This is a genomic window from Sulfuriferula nivalis (assembly GCF_009937995.1).
Taxonomy (GTDB): Bacteria; Pseudomonadota; Gammaproteobacteria; order Burkholderiales; family Sulfuriferulaceae; genus Sulfuriferula; species Sulfuriferula nivalis.
Genome location: NZ_AP021881.1, coordinates 356,950 through 380,696, shown reverse-complemented (window position 1 = coordinate 380,696; position 23,747 = coordinate 356,950). Strand labels below are relative to the sequence as shown.

The 23,747-nt window shown below is 50.6% G+C and carries 30 protein-coding genes; 7 read left to right on the top strand and 23 right to left on the bottom strand.

The annotated features are described in order from the left end of the window. Positions 1 to 318 precede the first annotated feature (318 nt). On the top strand, positions 319 to 645 hold the full coding sequence (locus SFSGTM_RS01975) for a hypothetical protein (protein WP_198420603.1): 327 nt from the start codon (positions 319 to 321) through the stop codon (positions 643 to 645). A 31-nt stretch (positions 646 to 676) separates the two neighbouring features. Here the strand turns inward: SFSGTM_RS01975 and SFSGTM_RS01970 are convergent, their stop codons facing one another. The 15 genes from SFSGTM_RS01970 to nifB form a co-directional block, all read right to left on the bottom strand. Next, complete coding sequence (locus SFSGTM_RS01970; protein WP_162083690.1) at positions 677 to 1,291, bottom strand: glutathione S-transferase family protein; 615 nt, start codon at positions 1,289 to 1,291, stop codon at positions 677 to 679. Positions 1,292 to 1,373: 82 nt separating this feature from the next. Beyond that, entirely contained in the window at positions 1,374 to 1,670 is a 297-nt protein-coding gene (locus SFSGTM_RS01965; protein WP_162083689.1) for a 2Fe-2S iron-sulfur cluster-binding protein, read from the bottom strand. 26 nt (positions 1,671 to 1,696) lie between these two features. After that, the gene (locus SFSGTM_RS01960; RefSeq protein WP_162083688.1) at positions 1,697 to 2,548 is read right to left on the bottom strand and encodes an SIR2 family NAD-dependent protein deacylase; all 852 of its coding nucleotides are present in this window, start codon (positions 2,546 to 2,548) and stop codon (positions 1,697 to 1,699) included. A gap of 30 nt (positions 2,549 to 2,578) precedes the next feature. Beyond that, positions 2,579 to 3,727, bottom strand: coding sequence for a DegT/DnrJ/EryC1/StrS family aminotransferase (locus SFSGTM_RS01955; RefSeq protein ID WP_162083687.1), 1,149 nt, complete (start codon positions 3,725 to 3,727; stop codon positions 2,579 to 2,581). A 13-nt stretch (positions 3,728 to 3,740) separates the two neighbouring features. Then, on the bottom strand, positions 3,741 to 4,004 hold the full coding sequence (locus SFSGTM_RS01950; RefSeq protein ID WP_162083686.1) for a DUF6129 family protein: 264 nt from the start codon (positions 4,002 to 4,004) through the stop codon (positions 3,741 to 3,743). Between the two features lies 1 nt (position 4,005). Further along, positions 4,006 to 4,215: a putative nitrogen fixation protein NifT gene (nifT, locus tag SFSGTM_RS01945; protein ID WP_162083685.1), complete on the bottom strand. Its 210-nt coding sequence runs from the start codon at positions 4,213 to 4,215 to the stop codon at positions 4,006 to 4,008. A 271-nt stretch (positions 4,216 to 4,486) separates the two neighbouring features. Beyond that, entirely contained in the window at positions 4,487 to 5,641 is a 1,155-nt protein-coding gene (locus SFSGTM_RS01940; RefSeq protein WP_162083684.1) for a cysteine desulfurase family protein, read from the bottom strand. After that, positions 5,638 to 6,024: a DUF3024 domain-containing protein gene (locus SFSGTM_RS01935; RefSeq protein ID WP_198420601.1), complete on the bottom strand. Its 387-nt coding sequence runs from the start codon at positions 6,022 to 6,024 to the stop codon at positions 5,638 to 5,640. The genes SFSGTM_RS01940 and SFSGTM_RS01935 overlap by 4 nt, the downstream gene beginning before the upstream one ends. Positions 6,025 to 6,043: 19 nt before the next feature. Then, positions 6,044 to 6,295 (bottom strand): nitrogen fixation protein NifZ, encoded by a 252-nt coding sequence (locus SFSGTM_RS01930; protein WP_162083683.1) that lies wholly within the window; start codon positions 6,293 to 6,295, stop codon positions 6,044 to 6,046. A gap of 11 nt (positions 6,296 to 6,306) precedes the next feature. Continuing rightward, positions 6,307 to 6,609, bottom strand: a complete 303-nt coding sequence (locus tag SFSGTM_RS01925; RefSeq protein ID WP_162083682.1) for a nitrogen fixation protein NifZ — start codon at positions 6,607 to 6,609, stop codon at positions 6,307 to 6,309. Further along, complete coding sequence (locus SFSGTM_RS01920) at positions 6,606 to 7,412, bottom strand: 4Fe4S-binding leucine-rich repeat protein (protein WP_198420600.1); 807 nt, start codon at positions 7,410 to 7,412, stop codon at positions 6,606 to 6,608. The genes SFSGTM_RS01925 and SFSGTM_RS01920 overlap by 4 nt, the downstream gene beginning before the upstream one ends. Continuing rightward, positions 7,396 to 7,983, bottom strand: coding sequence for a tetratricopeptide repeat protein (locus tag SFSGTM_RS01915; RefSeq protein WP_162083681.1), 588 nt, complete (start codon positions 7,981 to 7,983; stop codon positions 7,396 to 7,398). The genes SFSGTM_RS01920 and SFSGTM_RS01915 overlap by 17 nt, the downstream gene beginning before the upstream one ends. Before the next feature lie 9 nt (positions 7,984 to 7,992). Next, positions 7,993 to 8,367 carry a HesB/IscA family protein gene (locus SFSGTM_RS01910; RefSeq protein ID WP_162083680.1) on the bottom strand — a complete coding sequence of 125 codons (375 nt, stop codon included), beginning with the start codon at positions 8,365 to 8,367 and terminating at the stop codon, positions 7,993 to 7,995. Positions 8,368 to 8,392: 25 nt separating this feature from the next. Continuing rightward, positions 8,393 to 8,617 (bottom strand): 4Fe-4S binding protein, encoded by a 225-nt coding sequence (locus SFSGTM_RS01905; RefSeq protein WP_162083679.1) that lies wholly within the window; start codon positions 8,615 to 8,617, stop codon positions 8,393 to 8,395. Positions 8,618 to 8,644: 27 nt separating this feature from the next. Further along, positions 8,645 to 10,207 carry a nitrogenase cofactor biosynthesis protein NifB gene (nifB, locus tag SFSGTM_RS01900; protein ID WP_162083678.1) on the bottom strand — a complete coding sequence of 521 codons (1,563 nt, stop codon included), beginning with the start codon at positions 10,205 to 10,207 and terminating at the stop codon, positions 8,645 to 8,647. Between the two features lie 384 nt (positions 10,208 to 10,591). Between nifB and SFSGTM_RS01895 the strand changes: the two genes are divergently transcribed. From SFSGTM_RS01895 to SFSGTM_RS01885, 3 genes are all read left to right on the top strand, one after another. Then, positions 10,592 to 11,638 (top strand): c-type cytochrome, encoded by a 1,047-nt coding sequence (locus SFSGTM_RS01895; protein WP_162083677.1) that lies wholly within the window; start codon positions 10,592 to 10,594, stop codon positions 11,636 to 11,638. Then, on the top strand, positions 11,635 to 12,093 hold the full coding sequence (locus SFSGTM_RS01890; RefSeq protein WP_162083676.1) for a DUF302 domain-containing protein: 459 nt from the start codon (positions 11,635 to 11,637) through the stop codon (positions 12,091 to 12,093). Before SFSGTM_RS01895 ends, SFSGTM_RS01890 begins: the two co-directional genes overlap by 4 nt. 79 nt (positions 12,094 to 12,172) lie before the next feature. Next, positions 12,173 to 13,105 carry a DMT family transporter gene (locus tag SFSGTM_RS01885; protein WP_162083675.1) on the top strand — a complete coding sequence of 311 codons (933 nt, stop codon included), beginning with the start codon at positions 12,173 to 12,175 and terminating at the stop codon, positions 13,103 to 13,105. Positions 13,106 to 13,138: 33 nt separating this feature from the next. Here the strand turns inward: SFSGTM_RS01885 and zapE are convergent, their stop codons facing one another. The 8 genes from zapE to SFSGTM_RS01845 all read right to left on the bottom strand — a co-directional run bounded on the left by zapE (position 13,139) and on the right by SFSGTM_RS01845 (position 19,030). Beyond that, positions 13,139 to 14,227 (bottom strand): cell division protein ZapE, encoded by a 1,089-nt coding sequence (gene zapE / locus SFSGTM_RS01880; protein WP_198420599.1) that lies wholly within the window; start codon positions 14,225 to 14,227, stop codon positions 13,139 to 13,141. Further along, the gene (locus SFSGTM_RS01875) at positions 14,227 to 14,469 is read right to left on the bottom strand and encodes an FAD assembly factor SdhE (protein WP_162083674.1); all 243 of its coding nucleotides are present in this window, start codon (positions 14,467 to 14,469) and stop codon (positions 14,227 to 14,229) included. The genes zapE and SFSGTM_RS01875 overlap by 1 nt, the downstream gene beginning before the upstream one ends. Positions 14,470 to 14,471: 2 nt before the next feature. After that, the gene (locus tag SFSGTM_RS01870) at positions 14,472 to 15,167 is read right to left on the bottom strand and encodes a succinate dehydrogenase iron-sulfur subunit (RefSeq protein ID WP_162083673.1); all 696 of its coding nucleotides are present in this window, start codon (positions 15,165 to 15,167) and stop codon (positions 14,472 to 14,474) included. An 8-nt stretch (positions 15,168 to 15,175) separates the two neighbouring features. Beyond that, on the bottom strand, positions 15,176 to 16,939 hold the full coding sequence (gene sdhA / locus SFSGTM_RS01865) for a succinate dehydrogenase flavoprotein subunit (RefSeq protein ID WP_162083672.1): 1,764 nt from the start codon (positions 16,937 to 16,939) through the stop codon (positions 15,176 to 15,178). Then, a complete protein-coding gene (gene sdhD / locus SFSGTM_RS01860) occupies positions 16,936 to 17,286 on the bottom strand; it encodes a succinate dehydrogenase, hydrophobic membrane anchor protein (RefSeq protein WP_162083671.1) in 351 nt (116 codons plus the stop codon). Before sdhD ends, sdhA begins: the two co-directional genes overlap by 4 nt. Then, a complete protein-coding gene (gene sdhC / locus SFSGTM_RS01855; protein WP_198420598.1) occupies positions 17,280 to 17,654 on the bottom strand; it encodes a succinate dehydrogenase, cytochrome b556 subunit in 375 nt (124 codons plus the stop codon). The genes sdhD and sdhC overlap by 7 nt, the downstream gene beginning before the upstream one ends. Before the next feature lie 7 nt (positions 17,655 to 17,661). Further along, on the bottom strand, positions 17,662 to 18,408 hold the full coding sequence (locus SFSGTM_RS01850) for a GntR family transcriptional regulator (protein ID WP_174237383.1): 747 nt from the start codon (positions 18,406 to 18,408) through the stop codon (positions 17,662 to 17,664). Positions 18,409 to 18,475: 67 nt separating this feature from the next. Next, positions 18,476 to 19,030, bottom strand: coding sequence for a cupin domain-containing protein (locus tag SFSGTM_RS01845; RefSeq protein ID WP_162083669.1), 555 nt, complete (start codon positions 19,028 to 19,030; stop codon positions 18,476 to 18,478). A gap of 152 nt (positions 19,031 to 19,182) precedes the next feature. On the opposite strand from SFSGTM_RS01845, the gene aptA reads away from it, so the two are divergent. The 3 genes from aptA (at position 19,183) to SFSGTM_RS01830 (ending at position 23,562) form a co-directional block, all read left to right on the top strand. Next, complete coding sequence (gene aptA, locus SFSGTM_RS01840; protein ID WP_162083668.1) at positions 19,183 to 20,616, top strand: omega-aminotransferase AptA; 1,434 nt, start codon at positions 19,183 to 19,185, stop codon at positions 20,614 to 20,616. After that, positions 20,613 to 22,127 (top strand): CoA-acylating methylmalonate-semialdehyde dehydrogenase, encoded by a 1,515-nt coding sequence (locus tag SFSGTM_RS01835; protein WP_162083667.1) that lies wholly within the window; start codon positions 20,613 to 20,615, stop codon positions 22,125 to 22,127. The genes aptA and SFSGTM_RS01835 overlap by 4 nt, the downstream gene beginning before the upstream one ends. A gap of 229 nt (positions 22,128 to 22,356) precedes the next feature. After that, entirely contained in the window at positions 22,357 to 23,562 is a 1,206-nt protein-coding gene (locus tag SFSGTM_RS01830; protein WP_162083666.1) for a PDC sensor domain-containing protein, read from the top strand. The last annotated feature ends 185 nt before the right edge of the window (positions 23,563 to 23,747 follow it).

The window sequence follows — 23,747 nt, the reverse complement described above, 5'->3', positions numbered from 1 at the left end:
AATACACTATATGGCTAATCTAGCAAATATCGTTCCCCGTTCTGTCATTCACATGATTATTGACGTCTACACGGTATCTGGCTGCCTTTGGCTCGTTTGCACTCATCAGTACCACAGACATTTCACGCTGTCAGATTTACGACAAAACAGACAACCATCACATCAAATTGTCGTAGTGTGATATCGATTCCGGTATTTACGAGATGAGCACTAACGCTGGAATCCTTGATTGGCGAGGGTTAGACGAGATCGAAGCAAATGGCATGGTTTATGCTGCTGCGTTTACATGCATCCGCATGTAAACAAAAGGAGACTACAATGCACGCAACCCTAGAAATTGAAGCTGCTCAAACAAAACCAGCAACGCAACCTGCTATCCGCATCGAAGGTCAGGATGCATGGATTGCCACACCCGAAAGCATCAGCAGCGGTATAGCCGCAGCCAGTGCCGTATTCGACCGTTATGGTGTGGACCCAGTTGCTTGTGCCAAGGCTAACGACAAGCTATTTCGTGGCAACGAATTACTGACCGAGCAGGAAGCACATTTGTGTTTGATATGGGATGAAGCCGATTATGCCGCTTTTCACCTGATCACAGTTGGCTGGTTGAGCCGCGACATCGACATTCAAATAGTTGTTCGTTAAATTTGAAGCAGGTGGTTAGAACAACACCGTATCATCGATATCCTTCTTCATGCAACACGCGCTGCACTGCTGGGCGCGTCCGCATAAGCTGGTAATGTGCGAGGCAATTCGGCGGCAACGTAATGTTGATCTTGTCAGCCCAGAACTCAACATAAAACAACGCCGCATCAGCAATTGAGAAACTGCCTGCAACATATTGCTTGCCTGCCAGCAGCGTATCGATCACAGCGAAGCACTGCTCAACGATCTCGTGTCCTCGCGCCTTAATTGCATCATGTTCGGCTACATTGGTCGTGTAATTGCTGGCTGTAAAAATACGCGTGTATCCCTGACCGTGGATAGTTCCGACGACATAATCCATTATCTCCATCACCCGAACTTCACCCTCCACATCACCAGGTAACAATCTGGCTCGTGGATAGCTACGTGCCAGCCACCACGCGATAGCCTGAAATTCAGTTATCGATGAGCCATCATCACGCACCAGAGTAGGAATGGTAGATTTTGGGTTGATCCTGACATAATCAGCCTGATATTGATCCCCGGCCATCAAGTTAACAAGATAGACCTCGAAACATAAGTCTATCTCCTCTAGCAATACGTGTATCCCTGTCGAACAGGAACCAGGTGTCATGTAGAGTTTCATGAAGTCACACTTTTAATTAGTTATACAACGGGAATAGCCTGAACCAATCCCGCTGTTACAGCAAAAATGGGAAACCACGCACTCAAACGAAACTGAGCAATTCCACAGTCACATTTTCAGTACCAAGCAATGCCTGGCAAGCCAGACGCGAATTGGAACTTACACCGACGATAGAGTCGAGTTTTTCGTTTTCCAAACGCTGGATTTTTGACAAGGTTTTGCGACCTTCAGTAACGTAAATGTGGCAGGAACCACACTCCGCCTTACTTTCACATTTATGTGCAATAGATTCACCAGCTGCAAGTATGGCAGCAAGCAGACTCATTCCTGCTTCGGCTTCTACAGTTTTACCGCTGGGTTTAATGGTAAGCATGGGCATGTTTGAAACTCCTGTTTTAAGTTGATTTAAGAATGCACTTCCAGCGCTTTGTCCGTTAATAACGCGACAAATTGCTCCAGCGGCATATCGATGTGCTGGATATTTTGCTCTTCGAGAAAGCGTAATTCGTTACGAGTAAGCTCGCCTGGCAATACTGCCCAGTGGTGATCTGAGGAACGTTTCATCACCTGACGTGCAAAGGTGCGCTGCAACTGGTCATTGAAGCGGCAGCCCAAAAACAAAAAGTGTCGGCCAGTACGCAATTCCTGCACTTTGGCTGGTATCGGTGTCTGAATATCGATTTCGGTGAGCACTTCAACGTAATCAGTATCAGAAATCAGGAAATTACCGGCTGGGCGCGAGCTACCTATGGGTTTATAAAGCATCATATTCCAGCCAGCAGCATCAGCTTCAGTAACAGCCTGACCAGCCGCATCGTAATAGCCGGTCCAGGTGCCGAAGTGTTCTGATTGAGACAGACCTTGCACTTGCCCCCAGTCATTTCGCCCTGCCAGCGCATTTTGCGTTGCATCGTCATACCATGCATCGACCCACAGCGGAAGATTGGGTAAGGATGCAAAGTAAGTATGCAGCGATGACGGTGTAACCTGTGGTGCAAATGCTTCACGCATGTAGGTAGTCAATGTTTTGCGGTGCTTGAAATTTTCAATAAATTGCGCAGCAGCAGTCAGGCGGTTACGTATCTTATGCGGCACAGTCACTTTGGCTGTAAGGATCGCGGCCAGCGCCTCTGGTGCTGCGGGTACAGGCGAACCACCAGGAATCAGATCCAGCACCCCCGGTCCGAAATAGGGAATAACGTGTCCACTAGCCAAACCGCTGATTATTTGTGGAGGGAGTGTTGTTTGCGTAGTCATATCTAAATCCTCGGTTACTGTTAAACAATCTCAGTAAATTGCCGCTCCGGCACCTACGTTAATTGACGAATCCTTGGTGGTAGTAACAATAAAATGTACCGTATCGCTATCTAAATGCGCATGGAACGGTAAAGCCAGCGAACGATCAGCCACTTTCTCGGTGACAAACAAATCCCCTTTTTTATGTCCCAGCGTGCCGTAAAAATACTGCAAATGCAGCGGATTGCAGTAAGCCAATACTTCAACCTGTTCGGTCGCGAGATCATCAACTATCTGGTTGCGTCCGCTGCGCGTGAAGCGCGTACCGAGATGAACAACAAAGCTCATCCAGTGCACTTCATCGACATCAGGTGCGACATAGGAAGGCTTGATCCCTTCAAACGCGAGTATGTGTTCCTCGTAGTAACCTTCAACCCGTTTGCGCCGCGCCAGAATTTCGTCCAGCCGGTCGAGTTGTGCCAGACCTAATGCCGCCGTCATATCACTCATAGCAGCCTGATATGGCACACGACTGGCGATGGCGATAGAGAATCGTTCGTCCAGACCACGACTGCGGTGGTAGCGCAACTCACTGGCGAGATCATGGTCATCAGTAACGATCATCGCGCCTTCGCCACAACACAATGCTGATGGCTGAGAAAAATCAAATATCGCCAAATCACCGAACGTGCCCACTACTTTGCCTTTATAACGTGAGCCTATGGCCTCAGTACTATCTTCAATAAGCTTAAGACCATGCTCATTGGCAAGTGCACGAAACGGTTCCCATGCAGCGGGATGGCCGTTGGTATTACCGACGACTATCGCACGTGTTTTTGGCGTAATTTTAGCCGCAGCTTTTTCTGCAGACAGCGTGCCCGACCAGTAATCAATATCGGCAAATACGGGTGTTGCGCCAACCAGTACGATGGCATGGGCAATTTGATGCCACGAGTACGCACTGGCGATCACCTCATCACCTGCACCTATACCCAACGCACGTAAACTCACCATCAAGCCTATCGTTCCACTCGCTACGGCTATGCCATAACAGCGCCCCAGACTTTCTGCAAAAGCGTCTTCAAACTGTTCAACTACCGGCCCTGCAGACAAACGTGACGACTTCAGCACTTTAGTCACTGCAGCCAGTTCATGTGTACTGATATCAGGATCAGTCAGTGCTATCCATTCTTCTTCCATCACCATTCTCCTATCAGCTATGCATGGCGAGTATTACGCCGGTTGCAGTAGCGGGCTCATCAATAATGCGCCAACAATGATTGCTGGTATCAACCAGAAACACGTCATAATCACCCACGCGACGAAACGGTGTTTCATCACGCATATCATCAGCAGAGCAACGCGACACTGACATTTCCGGGAAACTGGAACGAACCGCAGCAACTGGGTTTTCTCCCCTGGGCAATGCCACTAACAGACTGGTGAGGCTACTCACCTGATCATGAGTAATAGTCATATCAATCACTCACTTTGCGGGCATCAACTGTAATCGGCAAACGTGTGTCTGCTGCCATGGCGGGCAACTCCAGTTGCCAACCATTTGCCAAGGTAATCATGCCGCCCCACATTTCCGGTTTTTCCATGGTAGAAATCGGCTCTTCCAGATCTTTTTTAGGGACGTAGGCAGATAGTTCACCAGCTGCATTTTTGCGGATCATGATTTTCATGGTATATATTCCAGTAAGGTTGGTTTAACCTAGAAACGGTAGTTGGACACTTTGAAGTGTACGTTCATCACGGTGCAGGGCAAGGCGCGACAAACCTGAATGGCTATTCCATTCAGGTGCGAAGCAACGCCGCCATGCGCCGTGAGGGAGGTGCAATTCAACGTGTAGCGTAGTCACCATGTGGGTGACAAGTAAATAACCAAAGTAAGCTTCAAGCATCATAATGTTAGCCCAACAAAGTAGCGGTCAACTGCCGTTTCTAGGTTTGATTTCAGCATGCGACCATGCCAGCCAGTGGTCGCACGATGTCCGGTAATACCTTGAGGATGCGATCCACCTCAAGTACAGTGTTGTAACGACTCAGAGAAAACCGCACAGCAGCCAGTGCCTCAGTTCTGGACAGCCCCATGGACAACAACACATGTGACGGTTCTGTCCCCCCCGCAGTACACGCTGACCCGCTGGATGCACATATTCCTGCCTTATCCAGCCGGTCCAATGTAATTTCAGCATCAATCTCGCCGAAACGGATATTGCTGGTATTGGCCAGGCGCTGTGTACCACCGCTATTGACGCTGGCAAAAGGCAATTGCTGTAACAGCCCCCGCTCCAACCTGTGGCGCAACGCAGCTACATAAGCACTGTCCGTTTCCAGATTTTTCAGCGCCAGTTCCGCAGCTACACCCAACCCTGCTATCGCCGCGACATTTTCGGTTCCGCCACGCCGGCCACGTTCCTGATGCCCGTATAACAGCGACGGCAACTTGCAACCCTTACGCATAAAAAGCACACCGATGCCCTTGGCTGCATGTAATTTGTGACCCGACAATGACAGCAAATCTGCTGACACTTGGCGCATATCCACAGGCACGCGGCCAACCGCCTGCACTGCATCGGTGTGAAACAGTACGCCATGCGCTGCAGCTATTGCCGCAGCTTCGGCCACTGGCAGCACTGCACCAGTTTCGTTATTCGCCCACATCATGCTGACCAACGCAGTATGCGGTGTGATCGCGGCCTCCAGCGCCGCCAGATCGGGAATACCATGGCCATCAACAGCGATTTCAGTGACCGTAACGCCCTCACTTATCAACCTCGATAACAGCAGTCGTGTAGACGGGTGTTCCACCACTGTCGTCACCACATGCTGCCGCGACCGATCGCGCCCCAACGCACCCAGTATTGCCAAGTGATTACTCTCAGTAGCACTACTGGTAAATACGATCTCTGCCGGTGTAGCCCCCAGCAAATTTGCCACTTTGCTACGCGCATCCATCACTATCTGTTTCGCCATGGCGCCAACATGATGCAGGCTGGATGGGTTGCCATAACAATCAGTCAGACACGCAGTCATCGCTGACAGGACTTCTGGCGCCAGCGGTGTGGTCGCATTGTTGTCGACATAAATGGTATCTGAGGCGCTCATTGCCAGAATATCCGCAAGGGATCCTCATTCAGTTGCGTAATCAGCATTTTCAGCTTCGGTGCTTCCAGATGTAACTGCCACATATTGCGCTGGTGATCCTTGTAATATAGCCGCCACAGACTTTCCTGAACTACATATTCCAGCCTGGCAATGTCTATCGTGCCACCGCTGGCATCAATGTTGCGCGAACAACATGGGCTGACTATCTGATAACCACCTGCTATGGCTTGAACTTCAGGTTCAACATAACGATAGCGCACGCGCTGTGCCAGTAACCGTGCGATACGACGCAAATCAAATTCATTCGGATGCGGGCAGGCCAAATATGGCATAGGATAATTTGCTTGGGTCATCGTCTGTCTTGTTGCTAGTCCATTACTCATGATGACCTCCCATACTCGATTAGACTGGGGAAATTTCTTCTTCCATACATCCAACCACATAACCACTCTTCGCATCGGTACCAAATTCAACCAGATAGACAGGCGTATCTGTATCTACGTGATGACCAATTTGCACCACTTCACCAATGCTGCCCTGTGCAACAAGCAAAGCATTTTCTTCACACTCAGGATAGGAACCATCATTAATCAGATCTATCCCGGCGACGACGCGCTGACCCCACTGAAATTTTGCTACTCTGGGCTCTATCATGATTTACTCCCTTAAAACTGAACTTCCTGATCATATGGTTTCATTTCTTCAACCGCATCCAGCTCTTTGCCACGCATACCGACCCGGTAACCGTGTTCAACAAATTCGACTGCATAAATATAAAACTGCTGCAAAAATGTGCCGATGCTGGTGACATAGCCGATATCACCTTTGTTAACCAGAATATCGCCGATTTCCTTACCCTGAAAAGTGCCGTCATTGCGCACAGTTTTCAGGCTTTTAACCTTTTGCCCATAGTTAAAATCTGGCGGACCACTTAATTCTACGATGCTGTCATCACGACTGATTTTCATAGCTGCACTCCACACTGAGATAAACTGACCGAAGACATAAGTGCCGAAAGACGTTGACGGGTCTGCACAATTTCACGTACGACTTCGTCGTCATCTGCCTGCAATCCGTAAAGCTGTTTCTCATCGATACGCTGCGCTACTTCGTAACGCACACGCCAATCTGCATCGTGAATATATAAACTCAGTTGCGCTGCGGGCAACCGTCTTGCAACCACAAGTCGCACCTGAACTTCCGGGTCATCCGCCATCAGGCGCAAGCTGCTCAGGGCGATACGTTTAGCCACTTCCGAACGCACTTCACGATCAGCGTCATGTATCATCAAAGGCAGCAAACCAATGGGTAAGCGTCTCGCCACGATAGTGCGCACGTAATAATCGGCGTCGTGCAACATCGATTTCAATTCAGTTTCAGGCAAACGAGTCGCTACACGTATCCGCACTTCGCGATCAGGATCAGTCCGTAACAGCCGCAACTGTGACAATGTCAGTCTCTGTGCCGCACTCCAGCGCACGGTTTCGTCCTCGTCGGCCACCAACTGCGGTAAATAAAACACTTCGACATATTTCGCGGCAATGGCGCGCACCTCAAAATACGGATGTTTGAGATAATCTTTGGCCAAGGCCGGATTCCAGCGGAAAAATCTATCTATGCGCAGCGCATAGCGATCAAACACGCAAGCATGTTGTGATTCACACTGCCCTGATGCAAGTAGTGTTTGATGAGCACACGTCGCGCAATCTATAGGCTGTGCCTGCCAGTCGAGCGCTTCAAAAGCTTCAACAGCGTCAATCGTCATCATCATTCTTCCCCACTCTGTCAAGTATGCCTTGCAAGACGGCCCCGCCCAATTTATTGGTCGGATCCAGGGTTTGCAATTTGGCGACTAGTGCTCTGCCCTGATCCAGATTTCCCAAACGCATGTTCAGATAAGCACAACCTTTTAGCGTGAACAGATAAAAGCGTGGTGCAGGTGCATAACTTTCTGCATGCCCCGCAAATACCACGTGATCTGGTGCCACTTTTTGCCAGTCAGTTGGCAAGCCAAGATCAACTGCCGTCTTGGTCAGGCAACGTTGTGCTACAACCAGTGCCTCACTCAGACGATTTTTGTAAAAGTAAAAACGATAAAGTGCAATATGTACGGCGGGATGATCAGGTGCACGAGCATAAGCCTGCACAAGATAACTTTCCGCCACCTCATCAAAACGATAATTGTCTGCCGCACTTTGCAAATCAGCTGCCACTGCTGGTGGCAGATCGCCACCAAGGCAGGCACTATCAAGCCATTCATCAAATCCCCCCAGCGCAACATCATCACCACTCATCGGCAGTGGCGGTGTATCGGGATGCTGACTAAATGCGGGAGGTGACATGATGCTTACTCAGGCACGCTTGATATCAGCAATACTGATGGTGGTCTGGGTTGGCTTACTCGATGATTCTGCCGAGCTGCAACCGCACGATGCTGCATTTGGATTAATAAAACTTAAACCCGATTCCAATGCAGTATCAATAAAATCGATGGTCACACCATCCAGCAATAAGCGGCTTTCTGCCGGCAAAAACACCTTAAGACCGTTCCAATCAAATGTTGCATCGCCATCTTTAGGCATCGCTTCAGCCGAAAACTCTGAAGCCAGACCAGAACAACCACCAGCAGTAACTGTCAGCCGAAACCCTGAATCTGCGGGACCGCCGCCAAAGCGTACGATACGACGCATAAATTTTTCGGCCTTAGGTGTGATAGTGATATTCATTGTGGCTACTCCTCATTAAATTGAATTAAACAGGTGCGACATAACGTGGAAAAGCGTTGTCGATCACGCAAGTCAGATCAACCGGGCACACTGCGACGCACTGCGGTTCATCGAAATGACCGAGGCATTCGGTACATTTTTTCGGATCGATAATGAACACGCCGTTCTTTTCGCGGATAGCGACGTTAGGGCACTCTGGTTCGCACGCGGAGCAACCGGTGCATTGGGAAGCGATAATTTTGTAAGCCATGATTTTTCCTTAAATTAAATTCAACAACTATGCTGCAGAGATGTAGGCACCCTGACGGATGTCTGCATCGCCACGCATTTCATGCACAACCTCGTGACTGCGTACTTTGGCCAAGTATTCCTTGAAGTAGGTAATCGCAGACTCTTCGATGAACTCGTGCGCAAAACGATCGACCGGATCGATACCTGCCGCTTTCAACTCATCGCGTGGGCAGCCGCCAATTTTGGCGACAAACACCGCATGACAATCGTTGATGGCGCGAACCACGGAGGGCAATGTTTCTTCTTCGCCAAAACCACCCTGGCAATACAAATCCACACGACGGTGACCGACAAACTTGGAACCGGCCGAGCTCATTTCATAAATCTGGAACTCGGTAGCGTGACCGAAGTGCTCGTTGACCCGACCTTGTCCCTTGGTGGCGACAGCGATCAATATCTTGATATCGGACACTTCGTCGTCGGACATTTCTGCCAGCGCAGCTTCCTTGGCGGCAACCTTTTCCAGACGCTCGGATTCCACCAGTTCCTGATAAGCCTTGCGCGTTTCTGCGTCGTAAACCACTTCACTCATCTCGTCGATTTTTTCGGTGGTGAATTCAGCACTACGATCTTCGCCCAGCAGACCGACCGCATCAGCACGACACTGACGGCAATGGCGCATCATGTTCATCTCGCCTTCGCAGGCATCCTGCAACGCTTTCAGTTCCTGTGCGCTGGGGCCACGCTGACCGTTCAGACCGAATACGGTACCGTGCTCAGGCGCTGAAATCAGCGGCATGATGTTGTGCAGGAAAGCACCACGTGATTTAACTGCCCGATTCACCTCAACAAGATGCTTGTCATTGATGCCAGGGATCATCACCGAATTGATCTTCGCCAATACGCCTGCAGCAGTCAGCATTTCCAGACCTAACAACTGACGTTCGGTCAGTATGCGTGCGGCTTCAATACCGGTGTAGCGCTTGTTCTTGTAGAAAATCCACGGATAAATATGCTGACCGACTTCAGGATCAACCATATTGATGGTGATGGTCACGTGATCTACATTGAAAGCTTTAATGGTGTCGACGTGATCAGGCAGCGTCAATCCGTTGGTGGACAGGCATAGCTTGATGTCCGGTGCAGTCTTGGCAATCAGCTCGAAAGTCTTGAACGTCTTGGCTGGGTTAGCTAAGGGATCACCAGGGCCGGCGATGCCGAGCACTGTCATTTGTGGTATCGCAGAAGCCACGGCCAGCACTTTTTTCGATGCCTGTTCCGGCGTCAGCTTCTCGCTGACCACACCGGGACGTGACTCGTTGGCGCAGTCGTATTTGCGGTTGCAATAGTTACAATGGATGTTGCAGGCCGGCGCGACCGCTACGTGCATACGCGCGTAATGGTGATGCGCTTCTTCGCTGTAGCAGGGATGGTTTTTTACCTTTTCCCACACTTCAGGTGCCATGTCCGCCGGACCGTCCGACGAACCGCAACTCGCCTTGCCGCCATCGCTGGAAGTACCACATCCTTTGTGGTCGGCAATCTTCTCAAGCAACTGTTCTAGTGGCTTGCCCGTATCAATCCCGATATGTTCCGTATTTGCTTGCATGAATCGCCCCTGATCTAAAGTTGCCGAAAGAACATCTTTACGATCAACCTCTAAGCCAAAAACATGCCAACAAATATTATCTATTTAAATCATATAATTAAATATAAAATCAGGGGCTATACACGTTGTAGTAAGTACGACATGAAGTGAATAACTTGGGTAATATTGTCGCAAATCTGACAAACAAAACTGACATAAACCATATGGATTTTTCCAACCATTCATCTAGACATTACATTCATGGACAACCCAATATTATCCACGTTACTCACCCATCATCCGGTCAAAAACAAAGATAAAAAGATACTGTGGTATTAATTAAACTTGCGGTATATCATTGTCGCTATATGGCAGTCTGCATTAACTTATTTGGAGATGACCAAGATGCTATTGCGTTACTTGAGTGTGATTGGATTAATGTGGCTGGGGCTAGGGCAAGCACTGGCTGGTGCAACTGGCGCGCAACTCTATCAGCAAAATTGTGCAGTCTGTCATGGTGAAACAGGGACTGGCGGGATAGGCATTCCATTAGCACTACCCTCATTTCAGGCCAGCATCAGTGATGATTATGTTCGTCAAACCATACGTCTCGGACGACCTGGTCGGGTCATGCCCGCATTTACCCAGTTACGTCCAGACGAAATTGAAGCGATTGTTCATTATGTCCGCGCATGGAACAAGCAACCGCCCATCATTTATTCGTCCGCCACAATTAAGGGCGACCCTGTTCATGGCAGCCAGCTATTTGAAAACTATTGTGTAGCCTGTCATGGTGTGAACGCGGAAGGCGGCAAGGGAACAGGCGTCACATTCTCACGACCTCGGGAATTGCCTATCATGGCACCCGCACTGCATAACCCCGGCTTCCTCGCGTCGGCCAGCGATGCGATGATCAAGGCTACATTGATGAATGGCAGAGATGGCACACCGATGGTGTCTTTCTTGAAGCGCGGGCTGAAAGAAAAGGACATAAATGACCTGGTCAGCTACGTTCGCAGTTTACAAAAGCAGCCATTACCTGACAGCGCAAAAGTACTGACGGTAGAAAGCCCAGTCATCGTGCGCGATTCGCCTTATGATTTAAAAACGACAGTAGAAAACGTCAAACAGGCGGTCAGCAATAACAATTTCTTCTACGGCAGAGTGCAAACGCTGGAGTATGGTTTTACCTCGCCTGAGAATGAAAATCCTAAACAAGTTATCGTCTATTTCTGCAATATCAGCTTGCTGAATCAGGTCTTGGCCATAGATCCACGAGTAGGTATGTTCCTTCCCTGCCGCATCACTATTTTCGAGCAAGATGGCAAAGTCAAAGTCATGTCAGTCAATCCAAAAGTACTCAGTGGTTTGTTTAACAATGCCGAACTAAATCCGCTGTGCGACCAGATGACGCAAAGTTATACCGCTATTATTGAGGAGGCCACATTATGAAAAAATTAATGCGACATCTGGGATTAGCTACGCTGTTATTGAGCTTGAGTTTGCCGGCCATGGCTGAAGGCTTGCTGATGGCACGTACCGACAACCAGTTTCCAGAAGCAATGACATTGCTGCAAAGCGCAATTGCCGCAAGGGGTTATAAAATAACCCGACTGCAAGAGGTCAATGAAAATCTGGCTAAACGCGATTTCAAAAGCGACATGTACAGAGTCGTATACTTTGGCAAACTCGACGAAGTGAAGGCAGTCACAGCCAGCCACCCAGAACTCATACCTTTTCTGCCACTCAATATCACCATATTTGCAGAAGGCGATCAGGCCATCTTAGTTGCCAGCCATCCTAAAATGCTGGAGCAATTCTTTCCAGACCCAAAACTGAAACCTATATTTGATCACTGGGAAGCGGATATATTGAGCATACTGAACGAACTGCGTGAGGCGAAGTAGGCTCGACATAATCAGCCATATTGCGCCACCCATATTTTAGTCCTGGCGGGGCTAAAATATGGTAAATTGAATTCCAGATATGTTATCCATTACCCACTCCCCCGCGCACAAACAGAACATTGCCCTCGGTATTACTTACTCACTGCTAGCCGCCATCGGTTTTTCGGTAAAATCCATACTGGTCAAACTGGCCTATGCATACCATATAGATGCATTAACACTACTGACGTTGCGCATGGCATTTTCACTGCCATTTTTCTTAGGCATCGCAGTATGGGCCTGGACTAAGCACAAGGATGCGCTTGCTAAACGCGAGTGGTTGATCTTAGTGGCGCTGGGACTGGGATATTATTTATTTAATTATCTGGATTTTCTCGGCCTGCATTCCATTTCTGCGGGACTGGAACGCCTGATCCAGTTCCTATATCCCACAATGACGGTAATACTTGCCGCACTACTCCACAGACGCGCCATTAAGCCTCCTGTAATAGCCGCGATGATGCTGAGTTATGTTGGCATTGCCATGGTGTTTGTGCATGATGTCAGTATCAGCCAGAGCGGCATTGCATTAGGCACATCTTTGGTTTTTGCCAGTACACTGTTCTACGCCATTTATCTGGTAGGTGCTGGGCATACCATTGCGCGCATGGGCACGATACGCTTCACTGCCTATACCATGATCATTGCCAGCATCATCAGTTTGAGCCAGTTTACTATCACCCACCCACTTGCCGCACTTATCCAGCCGCTGCCGGTCTATCAGCTAACCATCATGATGGCCATATTTTCCACCGTGTTACCCGTATTCCTGTTGACTGCAGGCATCAGCCGCATCGGCTCAGGAGAAGCATCGCTGATAGGCTCGATCGGACCTGTTTTTACCATTTACCTGGCTCACGTTTTCCTTAATGAAAACGTCTCTCTGATACAAATTGCTGGATCGTTACTCGTATTAGCTGGCGTAGTATCAGTCAGCCTCAACAGCCGCAACGAAATCAAGATAGCGCCTTAATCCCTAAGCATCTTCATCAGCACTTACTGGCTCTTAGAAATTAGCTCGATGGGACTGCATCAGATACTCATGCGACTGCATTTCTGCCAAGCGGCTTAAGGCACGCTCAAATTCGCCATCAAACAAACCGCTAGGCGCAAGCTGTGCCAGCGGGACAGCAGCGGAAAGTATCAGCTTAACTCGGCGATCATACAGCTCATCAACCAGCCATAAAAAACGTCGCGCTTCTGCCTGGGTATGTTCACCAAACTGCGGCACGCCCGACAGCAGCAAGGTATGGAAACGCGCTGCAAGCTCGATATAGTCCGCCTTACTGCGTGGTCCACCACACAATTCAGCAAACGTAAATCCTGCCACACCATCACCCTGATAGCTCGCCACTATGGTACGTCCATCAACTTGCAAACTGATGTCACGTTGACCCATATTGCCTGCCTGCGCATGAAAAATAGCGTCCAGCGCCTGTTCTGCTGTTGCGTTCAATGGTGTGTGATAGACACCCGCCTGTTCCAGCGCATTGCGCCGATAATCTGCCCCGCCATCAAGCTGCAGCACCGCCATCTGCGCCTTGATCAAATCTATGCACGGCACGAACTGACTGCGCTGCAGACCATTGCGATACAAGGCATCTGGCTCGGTATTGCTGGTGACTACCACGGCTACACCGTGATCAAGCAATCCCTGCAGCAGCCCCCGCATCAGCATGGCATCAGCTATGTCACTGATATGAAATTCGTCCAGACACAACAGGCGCATACTTTGGGAGAATTCACGTGACAAGCGAGCCAGCGGGTCAGGCTGACCTTTCATGGCAGCAAGGCGATTATGTATATCATGCATAAAATGGTGGAAATGCATGCGTTGTTTTTGCTTTAGCGGCACGCAGGCAAAGAACGCATCCATGATAAAACTTTTACCGCGGCCTACTCCACCCCATAAATAAACACCACGCATAGGATGAGGTTTAAACATACTGCGCAACAAATGTCGCAATGGAGTAGATTGCAGCAGATCATCATGCAAACGTTGCAACTCGGCTACGGCTATCTGTTGTGACGCATCCAGCACTAGTCCACGCGCAGATGCCTGCTGTTGTATGCAGACCATAACCTCATGCACCATCAAAATCCACCTTGACTGGCGCGCAACAACGCCACCACTTCGGAGCCAGTAACATGTTTTTCTCGCACCAACGACCACAAATCCTGATCAGGCAGATCGAGCAGCGCATCAAACTCGGCCAGTTGTTGCGCCGTCAGTCTGGCACAATGTTGCTGCAGAAAATGCGCGAGCACCAGATCCAGCTCCAGCATGCCACGTCGGCAACGCCAGCGCAGTCGACCCGTAATGTCGACGTCGTTCATCACTACACCGTCCGTTTCACCAGCATAGTCTTGATCTTGCCTATCGCCTGAGTCGGGTTGAGTTCCTTAGGACAGACATCGACGCAGTTCATAATGCTGTGACAGCGGAACAAACGGTAAGGGTCTTCCAGATCATCCAGACGTTCGTTCACCGCCTTATCACGGCTGTCTGCAATAAAGCGATAAGCCTGTAACAGTCCTGCCGGACCGACAAATTTATTTGGATTCCACCAGAATGAAGGGCAAGACGTAGTGCAACAGCCGCACAGGATACACTCATACAAACCATCCAGTTTAGCCCTGTCTTCAGGTGATTGCAGACGTTCAATTTCCGGCTCAGGGTCGGTATTGATCAGGTAGGGCTTAACCGACTTGTAGTGATCCATGAACTGACTCATATCCACTATCAGATCGCGTATCACTGGCAATCCGGTCAGCGGCCGCAATTCTATAGGCTGTTTCAAGCTACTTAGTGGTGTCACACAGGCGAGGCCATTACGGCCATTGATATTCATACCATCCGAACCGCACACACCTTCACGGCAGGAACGACGCACGCTTAGAGTTTCGTCCTGTTCCTTGATCATCAAAATAGCATCCAGCAGCATTTTGCCTTCTGGCGCGATGTCCAGCTCAAAGTCCTGCATATAAGGCTTGCTGTCGGTTTCAGGGTTATAGCGATAGATAGAAAAGCGCATGATAGTTCCTAATAAACGCGAGGCTTGGGCTGAAATGCGGCAACAGTCAGCGGTTTCTGCCGGACTGGTTTGTAATCAAGGCGATGACCTTCTGCAAGATAAAGTGTGTGCTTCATCCAGCCGCTGTCGTCACGCTCTGGGTAATCATCACGAGCATGGGCACCGCGACTTTCCTTGCGTGCAGCAGCAGACACCATGGTTGCCAGCGCGACTGCCATCAGATTTTCCAGCTCCAATGCTTCTATGCGCCCAGTGTTGAAGACCTTACTGTGATCGCGTAACACCACTTCTGAGAGTTTGGCCGCTATCGCCTGCATTTTCTTCACCCCGTCCTGCAACACCTCTTCATTGCGGAACACACCACAGTGTAACTGCATGGTCTTGCACATTTCCTCGCGCAATTGCGCCACGGTGATACCGTCACTTTTTTGATCCCAGCGCGTCAGTCGTGCCATGATTTTATCCAGTGCCTCATCCGCAACAGGCCGCGCGATAGGATTCTCACGACAATACTCAATCACATCATTACCAGCAGCGCGACCAAATACGATCAGATCGAGCAGTGAATTACTGCCCAGACGATTAGCGCCATGCACCGAGACACAGGCACACTCACCTATCGCGTATAGCCCAGGCACCACTTCCTCTGGCCCCGTGCCTATCGGTATCACTACTTGCCCCTGCAAATTAGTCGGAATGCCCCCCATCATGTAATGCACAGTCGGCACTACCGGAATCGGATCCTTGGCAGGGTCAACATGCGCAAATTTCTTCGCCAGATCGCTAATCCCTGGCAAACGCTGCTGTATTACATCAGCACCGAGATGATCGAGTTTGAGCAGCACATGATCACCATTTTCACCACAACCACGCCCCTCGAATATCTCTACCGCCATCGCCCGCGACACCACGTCACGACTGGCCAGATCCTTGGCATTGGGCGCATAACGTTCCATGAAACGCTCGCCATTTTTGTTAACCAGATAACCACCTTCACCGCGCACACCTTCGGTCACCAGCACGCCCGCGCCATGAATGCCTGTGGGATGAAATTGCCAGAACTCCATATCTTCCAGTGGGATGCCCGCGCGCAGCGCCATACCCAGCCCATCACCAGTATTGATGAGCGCATTGGTGGTCGCCGAGAAAATCCTCCCCGCGCCACCCGTCGCCAGTATGGTCGCACGCGCTTCGATGAAAATCGGCTCACCAGACTCTATACCTATCGCTACTACACCCTGCGCATAGCCCTGCTCGTCCATCACCAGATCGACGGCAAAATATTCCTCAAAGAAATGCGTGCGTGCCGCGATATTGCGCTGATACAAGGTATGCAGCATGGCGTGACCAGTACGGTCAGCCACCGCACAGGTTCGCACCGCAGGTGCACCGCCGTATTCCTGAGTCATGCCGCCGAACGGACGCTGATAGATTTTGCCGTTATCCAGCCGATCAAATGGCATGCCGTAGTGCTCCAACTCGATCACCGCTTCATTGGCATGGCGGCACATAAATTCAATCGCATCCTGATCGCCAAGATAATCCGAACCCTTAACCGTGTCGTACATGTGCCAGTGCCAGTTATCCGCACTCACATTGCCGAGGCTGGCGGCGATACCGCCCTGTGCCGACACGGTATGCGAACGGGTGGGAAACACCTTGGACACCACTGCCACTTTGATATCGGCCTCGGCCAGCTGCAAAGCGGCGCGCAATCCGGCACCGCCACCGCCGATAATCACTGCATCAAATGTACGCTTGGCAATCGTCATAATCCGCTCCACAAAATTTGCACCGCCCAGGCGGCGTAAACCACCAGCGCCAGTATCACCGCCACGTGCAACGCCAGACGAATCAGCGTGGGATGGACATAATCCATAAAAATATCGCGCATCCCCACCCAGGCATGTAGCAACAGACTTAACACGAACAGCAGGCTAACCAGTCGCACCGGCTGACTATGGAACAGCGTGTGCCACGCAGCGTAATCAAGCACCGGCTGCAACAGCAAATAACCCACCATGAACAAGCTATACAGCGCCATCACTACTGCGGTGACGCGTTGCGCCAGCCAGTCTTTCAGGCCGTAATGCGCACCACTGACTATCCGGTCTACCATATTTTTACTCCGATCAGCAGGGTAAGCGCGATGCTAACTACCAGCACCAGTTTGGCACTGAAACGCGCCTGCGGCAGCTTGACGCCGATATCCAGATCCAGCGCCAGATAACGCAGACCCATGCAAAAATGATGTAAATAAGCCCAGATCACTATTATCAGTGCCAGTTTTGCCAGCGGCGATTGAAACCAGGACTGCACCTCGGCAAAACCTTGCGCCGAACTCAGCGACTGCTGCAATACATATAACAACAGCGGCAACAGCAGGAACAGCAGCGCGCCGCTGGCACGGTGCATGATGGAGACTATGCCCGGCAACGGCAGCCTGATTTTCAGCAGATTTAAATAAACAGGACGACGGGTAGCCATAGTTTTCCTAATTGAGCTCATCAAAATAATAATGATGTTCAGTATTCACATAACTCATACGCCATTCCACCGGCTGATTCTTGTAGGTAAACGCCACCCGTTCTATGCATAACAGCGGCGCACCCACATCAACACCCAGTAGCGCTGCAACCTGCGCATCAGCCAGTGCCGCGCGTATACGTTCCTGTGCCGAGATAATCCGTATCTGATATTGGGTTTCATACAACGAATACAGCGTACCCTTGTAGGCATTGACGTGCTCTTCGACCATCACGCTGGAAATACCCTTGAGCAGGGTCGCTGGCAAACGAATATCGTCATATACCACTGCCTCGCCAGACAAGGTCAGCACCCGCTGCATCTGCACCAGCGCGCTGCCGCTACGAATATCCAGACGTCTGGCAATCTGCGCATCAGCCTTACCACGACCAAAATTAACAAAACGACTCTGCGGATATTCCTGCTCTCCCGCCAGATTACGCAAATGCAAAAAGCGGTAGGTCGTGCCATCATCGGCATGGGTAGCCACAAAAGTGCCTTTACCCTGACGCCGCATCAGCATATTTTCCGCAACCAGCTCATTAATGGCTTTGCGCACCGTGCCCTGACTCACCTGATACCGGCGCGCCAACGCCATTTCGCTAGGGATCATTGCACCCGGCTGCCACTCTCCATCGGACAGGCTGCGTGTGATCAGCCGCTTGATCTGCTCATACAGCGGCATGAAGTTAGGAGTTAATTGTTCATTCATCATCGTGGACGAAGTATAGCGTACATTTTTAACAGAAGTCTATGATGTCTTATATAAGACATAAACATTCCTAGAATGATGGAGGACTACCTGAACTCACCAATGTACAAACCTCCGCACCCACATTACGAAAACGATGGGGCTGGCGGCTGTTGAAATAATAGGCATCACCCACACTCAATACGCGGGTTGATTCACCCACTGTGACTTCCAGCTGACCCGACAAAATAATGCCACCCTCTTCACCTTCATGTCGCAGCATCACCAACCCCGTATCTGCACCCGCTTCATAACGCTCATACAGTATCTGTAACACATGCCCCGCCCGTGCTGAACCGATTTGACGGTAAGAAATACCGTCGCCCCCGCTAATCTCGGTCAGCTCGCTGGCACGATAAAACACATTGCTTTCCACAGGCGGCAATTCGTCTGAGAAGAATTCCGCCAGCGTCATCGGTATGCCTGCCAGTATGCGTTTGAGCGCACTCACCGAGGGTGAAGTACGCCCCGACTCTATCAGTGAAATAGTCGCATGAGCGACCCCCGCCTGTTTGGCTAAAGCACGCTGTGATAACTGACGACGCAATCTGACCATGCGCAAACGAAAACCCACTTCCTGATCCACATTCACCCCCAAGTGTTAAAACTGTTAAACATACAATAACACTAAGATAGCACAACCCAATTAAATCAGTCACTTAAATTAACTCAGATACAGTCTTGACAGTAAGTATTGAACACCCCGACACTGGCTACATTGTTCATCTAGGAGCTACCGTGTCACACCTGCCGAATCTCGATCACTACTGGCTGCCGTTTACTGCCAACCGCCAGTTCAAAAGCATGCCTCGTCTGTTCAAGGCAGCAAAGGGCAACTACTACACCACCATAGACGACCGCACGCTGCTCGACGGCACCGCCGGCCTGTGGTGCGTTGCCGCCGGCCATGGCCGCGAGGAAATTGCCAGTGCCGTAGCGCAGCAGTTGCGCACACTGGATTACGCTCCTGCTTTTCAGAACAGCCACCCGCTGGCGTTCGAAGCTGCGGAACGCCTGGCGCAATTCATGCCGCAAGGTCTCGACCGTATCTTCTTTACCGGCTCAGGCTCCGAGTCTGCCGATACCGCGCTGAAAATCGCACTGGCGTATCACCGCGTCACCGGCAATCCGTTGCGCAACAAGCTGATCGGACGCGAGCGCGGCTATCACGGCGTCAACTTCGGTGGGCTTTCAGTTGGCGGTATCGCCGGTAACAGCAAATCATTCGGTAATGGTCTGGCAGGCGTCGACCATATTCGTCACCCGCTGGATATCGCACGCAACGCCTTTACCCGCGGCTTGCCGCAGGATGGCGGCATCGCCCTCGCCAACGAATTCGAACAGCGCATCACCACCCTGCACGACCCGGCCACTATCGCCGCGCTGATTGTTGAGCCCATGCAAGGTTCGGCAGGCGTAGTATTACCGCCAGTAGGCTACCTCAAGCGCCTGCGCGAGATCTGCGACAAATATGGCATCCTGCTAATTTTCGACGAAGTCATTACCGGATTTGGTCGTCTCGGCACCACATTCGCCTCGGATTACTTTGGCGTCGTACCGGACATCATCACCTGCGCCAAAGCACTGACCAACGGTGCCGTGCCCATGGGTGCTGTCGCGGTTAAGCGCGAAATCCACGACGCGTTCATGAGCAACAGCCCGGCTAATGCCATAGAGTTGCCGCACGGCTATACCTACAGCGGGCACCCCGTCGCCTGTGCCGCAGCTATTGCCACACTCGACATATTCACCAATGACAAACTAGTGGAACGCTCCGCCGGCCTCAGCGGACACTTTGAACTAGCCGCGCACAGCCTGAAGGGCATCCCCTACGTCAAAGACATACGCAACATGGGTCTGGTGGCTGGTATCGAACTGGAGCCAACCCCGGGCAGACCAGGTGCGCGCGCATTTGCCACTTATCTCAAGTGCTATGAAATGGGAGTCCTGGTGCGTTATACCGGTGACGTCATCGCTATTTCGCCGCCGCTCACCATCGAGAAACACGAAATCGACCGTATTTTCAGCTGCATCGCTGAAGCCCTTACCGAACTTGCCGCCGAAGGCGAGCAAGGGATGGATCCAACCCGCTACCTCAAAAACGAGCAGCTATGGGCCGCACACCAACAGGAAATTCATCAACAGCAAGCCACTCTGGAGCAAACAGCATGACCACGCAACAAGCAACACAGCAGATCGTCGGCCACTATATAGATGGTCGCAACGTCGCAGGTAGCGGCGAGCGCATGGGCGACATTTACAACCCGGCAACCGGCAAGATACAAGCGCAGGTGAGCTTTGCCACCGCAGACGAAGTCCGTCTCGCCATCACCGCGGCAGAAGAAGCTTTCCCTGCATGGTCGGCTACACCGCCACTGAAGCGCGCTCGCGTCATGTTCAAATTCAAAGAATTGCTGGAACAAAACAGTGATGAGCTGGCACGCGCGATTACACTGGAACACGGCAAGACCATCAATGATGCCCGTGGTGAAATCATTCGTGGCATCGAAGTCGTTGAATTCGCCTGTGGTATTCCACATTTGCTCAAGGGCGAGTTCAGCGATCAGGTCGGTACCGGCATCGACACGCACAGCATGCGCCAGCCACTGGGCGTGGTTGCAGGCATCACCCCGTTCAACTTTCCGATCATGGTACCGCTGTGGATGATCCCGATGGCGCTCGCCACAGGCAATACTTTCGTACTCAAACCATCAGAGCGTGACCCCAGCGCCAGCCTGATGCTGGCCGAACTGCTGGCGCAGGCTGGTCTGCCAGCAGGGGTATTCAATGTAGTACAAGGCGACAAGCTTGCCGTCGATACACTACTGGAAGACAAGCGCGTACAAGCCGTGAGCTTCGTCGGCTCAACGCCAATTGCCGAATACATCTACACCACCGGCACTGCACGTGGCAAACGCGTACAGGCGCTGGGTGGTGCCAAAAACCATCTGGTAGTCATGCCTGATGCCGACCTTGATCAGGTTGCTGATGCACTCATAGGCGCTGGCTTTGGTTCGGCAGGCGAACGCTGCATGGCAATCACCGTCGCCGTTGCGGTAGGCGGCGTCGGCCCGGCACTGGTGGCAAAACTGGCAGAAAAAACCCGCAGCATACGTATTAACCAGGGCTTGGACGAAGAAGCCGATATGGGCCCGCTGGTCACCCCACAGCACTTTGCCAAGGTCAGAGATTACGTCGATTCCGGCGTCGCCGAAGGCGCCACACTGGTCATCGATGGCCGCGACTTCAAGCTGGCAGGGCACGAAGACGGGTTCTTCATGGGTCCTTGCCTGTTCGACAATGTCACCACCGATATGAAAATTTATCAGGAAGAGATATTCGGACCGGTGTTATCAGTTATGCACGTCAATGATTTCGAAACTGCACTGAAGCTAATCAACGACCATGAATTCGGCAATGGCGTTGCCATCTTCACGCGTGACGGCGATACTGCACGCGAATTTGGACGTCGGGTACAGGTCGGCATGGTCGGCATCAACATCCCACTACCAGTGCCGATTGCATTCCACAGCTTTGGCGGCTGGAAACGCTCACTGTTCGGCGACCATCACGTCTACGGTCCGGAAGGCGTGCGCTTCTACACCCGTCTCAAAACCTTGACCACACGTTGGCCAGCCGGCACCCGGTTAGCCGCAGAATTCGTCATGCCTACCATGAAATAGGCAAGCACGAGTCCGTTGCCAGTTCAGCATAACTGAAACTGGCAACGGCTTACGATACGCTTCATCGCATAATTCCAGTTGATCAAATTTTTGCCTTCTACGATAAACACTGTTTGAATAAAGGTTTCTGCAACAGCTTCACAATTTCAATGTAATATCTTCAACACAACGCACTGAACAAAAAATACTAATATCGTCCATATTTTTGAATGATGGAATCTAATAAAAAATGAAAAATAGATCATCTTCTTCATCATTTCAACGCAATCGCATGCTGCTCTACAGCGGCATGACGCTGGCCATCATTATTATGGTATTTATCGTGCTGTTTGCGTTAATAAAAATGCGTCAAATGACCGATGAGCGGACTGCCATCACCACAGAAAATATGGCTAAGTCTATGGAACAAACCTACGACGGCCTGATTGATACCATAGACATTGCGCTACTTACTACAGCCGATGAACTAAGCGGGCAAATACATAGCGGAGATATGAGTTCACAATCAATTGAACAATATCTGGTACGCCAAAAGTCGCGCCTACCCAGTATCGCTTTCATACGCGTGACCGATGAGCATGGCAATATCGTATATGGGCAGGACATTCTTAACCCCCACGTCAATGTTTCTGACCGTGAGCATTTTAAAACGTTAAAGAACAACGCTAATGCGGGCTTATATATCAGCAGCCCATTGTTTTTAAGAACAAACAATAAATGGGTATGGTTATTTGCCAGACGTATCAACAAGCCAGATGGTTCATTTGACGGAACCGTAACTGCCAGTATTTATGTCGACAAACTGGATGAAATGCTGACTAAGACCACATTAAATACGGGCGATGTCGCGACGCTGCGCGATGCACAACTCGGGGTTATTGCACGCCATGTGTTTAACCTAAACAAACCTGTTATTCCCGGTAATAAAAAAATTGCCCAGCCTTTTGCTGATGCGCTTAGGGCAAATCCACAGCTAGGCACCTACATTAGCGGGGGAACAAGTATTGATGCTATCAGCCGCACGCAATCCTATCGACGTAGCGCAAAATATGGCTATTACGTTAATGTCGGGATATCAAGAGAAGCCGCATTGGAAGTATGGCACAAACAGGCATGGACACTTGCTGGACTGGTGGCTGCGTTTATTTTAGCAACATTAGCATTTGCACGACTCATCACCAGCGCCTGGCATAACCAGGAAAAAAGCATGGTGACACTTACTGAAGCACAAGAAATAGCGAATCTCGGCAACTATACTATCGACTTAAAAACCGGCCACTGGACCAGCTCGACTACACTTGATCGAATTTTAGGCATTACCCCAGACTATCCTCACGATGCACAACGAATAAGGTTAGATTGTGATCGCGAAGCGAGCCACAATCTGAACCGTTTGTTGGACAAGCCCGGCATGGCTGGGGCGGGTGTTGCTTGAGCGCTTATGGAAATATCTTTTTGACTATGCTGGCATAACTGGACGCGTTACGCATCCCACCCGCCATTTCACGACCTTCACGTTGCCATTGCAGCAACTTATTCTATTCAACTCACCGTTTTTAGTCGGCTTTTCGGGCATGTTAACCCAATTTCAGCCTTCTTCAGGGCGAGCACGGCCATACC